The 5,822-nt window shown below is 49.0% G+C and carries 5 protein-coding genes; 1 reads left to right on the top strand and 4 read right to left on the bottom strand.

Annotation, left to right across the window (positions count from 1 at the left end; all coding sequences use genetic code 11):
* Positions 1–178: 178 nt before the first annotated feature.
* Positions 179–2,014, bottom strand: coding sequence for a biosynthetic-type acetolactate synthase large subunit (gene ilvB / locus QT974_RS29910; protein ID WP_333472019.1), 1,836 nt, complete (start codon positions 2,012–2,014; stop codon positions 179–181).
* Positions 2,015–2,376: 362 nt separating this feature from the next.
* Positions 2,377–3,669: an MFS transporter gene (locus QT974_RS29905; protein ID WP_333472018.1), complete on the bottom strand. Its 1,293-nt coding sequence runs from the start codon at positions 3,667–3,669 to the stop codon at positions 2,377–2,379.
* A gap of 352 nt (positions 3,670–4,021) precedes the next feature.
* Between QT974_RS29905 and QT974_RS29900 the strand changes: the two genes are divergently transcribed.
* Complete coding sequence (locus tag QT974_RS29900; protein WP_265234570.1) at positions 4,022–4,360, top strand: P-II family nitrogen regulator; 339 nt, start codon at positions 4,022–4,024, stop codon at positions 4,358–4,360.
* Positions 4,361–4,448: 88 nt separating this feature from the next.
* On the opposite strand, the gene rdgB is transcribed toward QT974_RS29900, so the two are convergent.
* Together rdgB and QT974_RS29890 are read right to left on the bottom strand one after the other, a co-directional pair.
* The gene (rdgB, locus tag QT974_RS29895; protein ID WP_333472017.1) at positions 4,449–5,039 is read right to left on the bottom strand and encodes an RdgB/HAM1 family non-canonical purine NTP pyrophosphatase; all 591 of its coding nucleotides are present in this window, start codon (positions 5,037–5,039) and stop codon (positions 4,449–4,451) included.
* 27 nt (positions 5,040–5,066) lie between these two features.
* Complete coding sequence (locus QT974_RS29890) at positions 5,067–5,675, bottom strand: hypothetical protein (RefSeq protein WP_333472016.1); 609 nt, start codon at positions 5,673–5,675, stop codon at positions 5,067–5,069.
* Positions 5,676–5,822: the final 147 nt, after the last annotated feature.

Below are 5,822 nucleotides of genomic sequence, written 5' to 3'. Positions count from 1 at the left end.
TCTCGCTTTTTTCAGAGGCTTCTTCCCCCTAAATCTCCCTTAAGAAGGGGGACTTTGAGATCGCACTCTTGTCCCCCCCTTCTTAAGGGGGGCTAGGGGGGATCTGGCCTTAGCAATAAACAGCAATCTCTGACTGCGTTTAACCTTAAATTGACACCAATGATTGCCGTGTCTCTAATTAAACTTTTGTCCCGCACTCAGGACAAAACTTATTACTCGAAACATTCTTCGCGCCACAACTCGGACAATAAATCAACTCCGCAGATTCCAATTTACTTCGTTCCGGTAAACCAACCATTTGAGCGTTGCTCTTACCTGGAACTACCATCGGATAGCAGTTTTCGTCCCTCGTCACCTTGACGTTCATCAACACAGGGCCGTCGTGAGCGAGCATTTGAGCGATCGCACTTTGCAACTCATCCGGCCGTGAAACCAGCATCCCCTTCACGCCGTAAGCCTCAGCCAGCATCACAAAATCCGGCATCCCTACAGTCATGTTCGACGACGAATAACGCTCGCCGTAGAACGCCTGCTGCCACTGCCGCACCATCCCCTGCCAACCGTTATTTACGATCGCAATCTTGACATTAATGCCGTATTGTGCTAATGTTCCCAGCTCTTGAATATTCATTTGTATGCTAGCGTCGCCAGCAATACAAATTACTTGCTCGTTGGGTAGCGCCATTTTCGCACCCATCGCCGCCGGCAACCCAAAACCCATTGTTCCCAAACCAGCGCTCGAAATCCAGCGGCGCGGCCCGTTGTTTAAGAATTGAGCCGACCACATTTGATGTTGGCCGACATCCGTCGTGTAGTAAGCATCCGGCGCTTGAGCCGCCAACTCGGAAATCACCTCTTGCGGAGACAAAATGTCTGGATAGTGGGGTACAACTAACGGATAGTCCTGTTTCCAGCGATCGATCCTGTGCAGCCATTCGCCAGTTTGTCCGGCAGTTCCCGAAACACCAGTTTCCCGACAGCGGCGCAGCATATCGATCAAAACTTGCCGGACATCTCCGACAATCGGCACGTCTGGGCCGCGATTTTTGCCGACTTCCGCCGGATCGATATCGATGTGAATCACCTTCGCCCGCGCGGCAAACTCGTCTAGTTTTCCCGTCACCCGATCGTCAAACCGAGCTCCGACAGCAATCAACAAATCGCACTCGGTAACGGCAAAATTAGCGTAAGCAGTGCCGTGCATCCCCAGCATTTTCACAGACAGAGGATGGTTTTCATCAAAGGCACCTTTGCCCATCAGCGTTGTCGTCACCGGCAATTGGAACATCTCGGCGAGTTCCTTAATTTCCTCGTGGGCCCCGGCTGCGATCGCCCCGCCACCCACATAAAGCAAAGGACGCTTGGCTACCTTCAGCAACTCAATCGCTTGATTGATTTGCCGGGGATTTCCCTTGACTGTCGGGCGATAGCCCGGAATTCTCACCGCTCCGGGTGTGACGGGGAGATAGTCAAACTCTTCTAAACCGACATCCTTGGGCACATCAATCAACACCGGGCCCGGGCGTCCCGTACTCGCGATGTGGAAAGCTTCAGCGACAATTCGCGCCATGTCTCTGGGATCGCGCACTACATAGGAATGCTTGACAATTGGCAAAGTAATGCCGTAAATATCAGTTTCCTGAAACGCATCAGTGCCGATCGCCGGACGCGGAACTTGACCGGTAATAACTACCATCGGGATCGAGTCCATGTGAGCAGTCGCAATCCCCGTCACCAAATTAGTTGCGCCGGGCCCAGAAGTCGCGAAACAAACCCCAACTTGTCCGGTAGCGCGGGCATAGCCGTCAGCCGCGTGGGCTGCGCCTTGTTCGTGCCGCACCAGAATGTGTTTGATCCCGCCGCTTTCTTCAGCCCGGTAGAGTTCGTCGTAAAGCGGCAGAATTGCGCCGCCGGGATAACCAAAAATATGCTTGACGCCGTGGCGGATCAAGCTGTCGATCAAAGCGAATCCACCCGTTGCACGTTTGACGGCTACTTTAGTTTTTAGTTGCACAGAATTTCTTTCCTCAAACTAATTATGTTTTTTTAATGAAAGCTTTGATAACACTTTAATCTTAATAATCAAACTCTGAGAATTTAACTGCTGATATTTTACAAAAAGTTTCGCTAGCGATGTGCGATCGTCCGATCGCGAAATTGTGAAACAGCAGAGGAAGCAAAGAAACAGGAAAATTGCCGAAGCAGAACAGCGGGCGGTTGGAAACCGCTGAGTTTACGGGCACACAGACACTCACGCGACGGGAGCGGGTTAAAAAACGGACGGTTAAAGTTACCTTATTTTCGACCGTCGGCCCGAAAGCGGACGAAAGTTTGTGCAGGCGCAGTTTCAACCGTACGTCGGATCTAGAGATACTCTTAAGCCTTTAAGAATTTGCGGGTATGGTGCCAAGCTGCCAAGCCCATCACTGGAACCAAAAAGCCCAAACTCAGCAGCACGATCCGCAAGCCGAGGTCATCGGAGCCGACGGCTTTGCTGACAGCATCCGTCAGCGGGCCAGTCAGTGCTAAAGGCAAGCTCAGAGCAATATTAATCGCATTGTTCTCCAAGCCAAAGACTTTTCCGCGCATAGATTCGGGAGTTTTTTCTTGAATCAAAGCTTGCATCGGGCCGTTAATTAAGGAAGCGCCAAAACCGAACAGAGCACTCAATCCGAATCCCAGCCAAAGCTGTCTGACAAAGGCAAACATTCCCAACACAAAACCCATCATTACGAAACCAATTAATGGCAAAGGTTTGTTGTGCATTCGATCGCCCCAGTGGCCCAAAAACGCCGCGCCGAAGACCATTCCGATGCCCGCAGCAGCCAGCAAAAATCCAAATTGAGTTTCTTTGAGACCTATTTTGCCCGAAAGTGCGATCGCCAGAACTTGCAGCGCCGCAAACACCGAATACAAAATCGTCAACTGCACCATCGCGTTGCTAATCAGGCGATTGTGCTTCAAATACCGCAAACCTTCTTTGAAGTCTTGCCAAGGATGGACGTTTTTGCCACTGCTACCGCCGCGATTTTCTTTAATGTGCATCAAGTAGAGCAAACCTGCTGAGATCAGGTACAACCCGCCCAGAAAAAACTCTTGAGAAGCTGGCCCGTAGCTGTGTTTGAGCCAAGTAAATATCGGTTCGCCGATCGTCATTCCGACAATAATCCCGCCCATTGTAGACGAGGCGAACAGAGCATTTGCCGACATCAGTCCCTCTCGCCCCACAGCCAGCGGGATTGCCGCCGCCTCTGCGGGAGCAAAAAATTGCGTTACGGTAGACACTAAAAACGTGAGTACCAACAACACCACAAAAGTTTTGGGCAAAAACGGCAAAGATCCAATCAACAAGGCTCGGATCGCGTTGCAGCCGATCAGCATTTGCTTTTTGGAAAAGCGGTCTACCACGATACCGGCCGCCGAACCAAAGACGATCGCCGGTAGCGTGTAGGCGATCATCACCGCTGATAGCATCGAATTGTCCGAATGTTGCCAAGAAACCGGCCAGGGTCGGTAGTCGCCTGTTTTCAGCAGAATAATCAGCAATACGTAAAAGATTTTATCCGCCACTTGGGCCAACAACTGGCCAGTCCACAAGGTGAGGAAGGGGCGATTTCTCAGTAGGGCATCAAGCCCGCTGCGGTCAGGGGGAGGGCTAGCTGGGTGCATAGGAATAGTTTAACTGACCGCTTCTGGCAATTATAGTTTTCAGCAATACGTGCAAATCTGAAGGAGTGCAAAGCGGAAACCGGCGAAAAATCCTGTCTCCTGTGTTCTTTTTCTGTTTTAGCAGATCGGCGACGGAGGGCTTGGGTCTTTTTCACTCTAGCGCGATCGGTCTATCCCCGAGATCCCGCACCCCGGAAAATCCCAGAACATTGTTAAAGGTTGCCGTGCCTTCGATCGCGAGTACAACATAAGGTAGTATATTTTACAAAATACTTGCTATTGGCAGCGATCTTAAAAGATGTCGCGCCGATTAAGTAATATAACGAAAGTAGTAATGTTAGGAGTGAGAAACTTGAAAAAGGTTGAAGCTATTATTCGCCCGTTTAAACTTGACGAAGTGAAAATCGCACTCGTCAATGCTGGGATTGTGGGGATGACTGTTTCTGAAGTTAGAGGTTTTGGCCGTCAGAAGGGCATGACAGAACGCTATCGCGGTTCTGAGTACACTGTTGAGTTCTTGCAAAAGCTCAAGGTCGAGATTGTTGTCGAAAACGATCAGGTTGACATGGTGGTTGATAAAATTATCGCTGCTTCCCGCACGGGCGAGATTGGCGACGGCAAGATTTTCATCTCTCCTGTAGAACAAATTATCCGCATTCGGACTGGGGAAAAGAACCAGGAAGCAATCTAGGATACTGGGGAATGGGGCATTGGGCATTGGGCATGGGGCATTGGGCATGGATAATTGGTACTAATCACTAATCACAAATAACCAATGACTAATGACTAATGACTAATGACTCCATTTGCGGTAAAAGAGCCTGGAATGCTCGGCCGCGGTGGGAGTGCGATCGCTTAATTTCCGGTGTCATTTCCGCAAAAGTCTGCTGCTGTTGGGGCACGTAGAAAATCGGGTCATACCCGAAACCTCCCGTACCGCGAGGACTGTGCAGGATTTCACCGCGACAAATTCCTTCTACTTGCAGGGCAATTGTACCGTCAGGACGGGCCAGGGCGATCGCGCACACAAATTGTGCTCCCCGGTTTGGTTCGGTTCCCAATTCTTTAAGCAGCCGAGATATCCTGTCAGCATCGGTTTTTCCGTAGCGCGCCGAGTAAATCCCAGGTTGACCGTCGAGTGCATCTACCATTAAACCAGAATCATCGGCGATCGACCATTCACCAATCGCTTTGGCAATTTCCGAAGCTTTCAAACAAGCATTCGCGATAAAAGTCTCCCCAGTCTCGTCTATTTCCAACTCTGCCGGTTTAAGCTGCAACTCCCACCCCAAATCCTGAAGATAAACCTGCATTTCCTTAACTTTGCCAGGATTGCTGGTAGCGACAACTAGCAATTTGCGATCGGTCATAATTTTAATTAAAACTTCGTATAGACATTAACTCACATTTTGGGAAAATGGTTGGAGCAAAATTCCCAAAATTTTATCAACCTCTTTAATATAGTATTCGACCGGATCGATAAAGAGAATAGTTTCCTCTAAAATCAAGAACTTCCAGTTAGTACCAGTCGTCACAGCACCATAAAGGCGATCGACCTCAGTACCTTGATTTTGATTAAAACATTGAGCAGCCACCATAGCCGCCGCGCATTGCCCCAACCCGCCAATAATATCTTCTTTTTTCGCTTCAAAGATTGTCACCACAGGAGCACTGATAAACAATTGTTCCTGAGAACCGCTAATCAAATAATCGCAAAATCCTTGCAATCCCCTGGCTGGATCTACAGTAAAATCCTTACCGGAAAATAGCGAAACTCGCTTGTTTAACAGCCGCCTAACTTCTGCCAAAATCGGAGCTATTAAAAATTCCGATCGAGCCTTTTCTGTGGAAATAGCAATTGCTAGAGGTACATAATCGTTTAAAGTAGTTGTTAAGATTTCCGACGGTACAACAGGGGCTGTAGCGGCAAATAAATCGCGGGTTTCATCCAAAGTTAATCCAAAATCGTTTTTAACTCTAGCAAGGCTGAAATCGCTGTATGCCATCTTTTTTACTCCCAGAAATAAAATTTATTGACCGTCATTCGATTTGAGAGGTTGCCGCGCGGAGCTCGCAATGCTTCGCAATTAAGGACATTAGTCCTTACTACAAACGAGCTTTTTTAAGGAAATTTAAATGTGGCACGGGCGTCT

Source organism: Microcoleus sp. BM001215392 (genome assembly GCF_036700185.1).
Taxonomy (GTDB): domain Bacteria; phylum Cyanobacteriota; class Cyanobacteriia; order Cyanobacteriales; family Microcoleaceae; genus Microcoleus.
This window is presented reverse-complemented; position numbering and strand designations above follow the sequence as displayed.

What these genes read in the sequence shown, in the direction of transcription:
- QT974_RS29905 (WP_333472018.1), bottom strand. Translation starts at nt 3,669, where the DNA reads ATGCACCCAGCTAGCCCTCCCCCTGACCGCAGCGGGCTTGATGCCCTA.
- rdgB (WP_333472017.1), bottom strand. Translation starts at nt 5,039, where the DNA reads ATGACCGATCGCAAATTGCTAGTTGTCGCTACCAGCAATCCTGGCAAA.
- QT974_RS29890 (WP_333472016.1), bottom strand. Translation starts at nt 5,675, where the DNA reads ATGGCATACAGCGATTTCAGCCTTGCTAGAGTTAAAAACGATTTTGGA.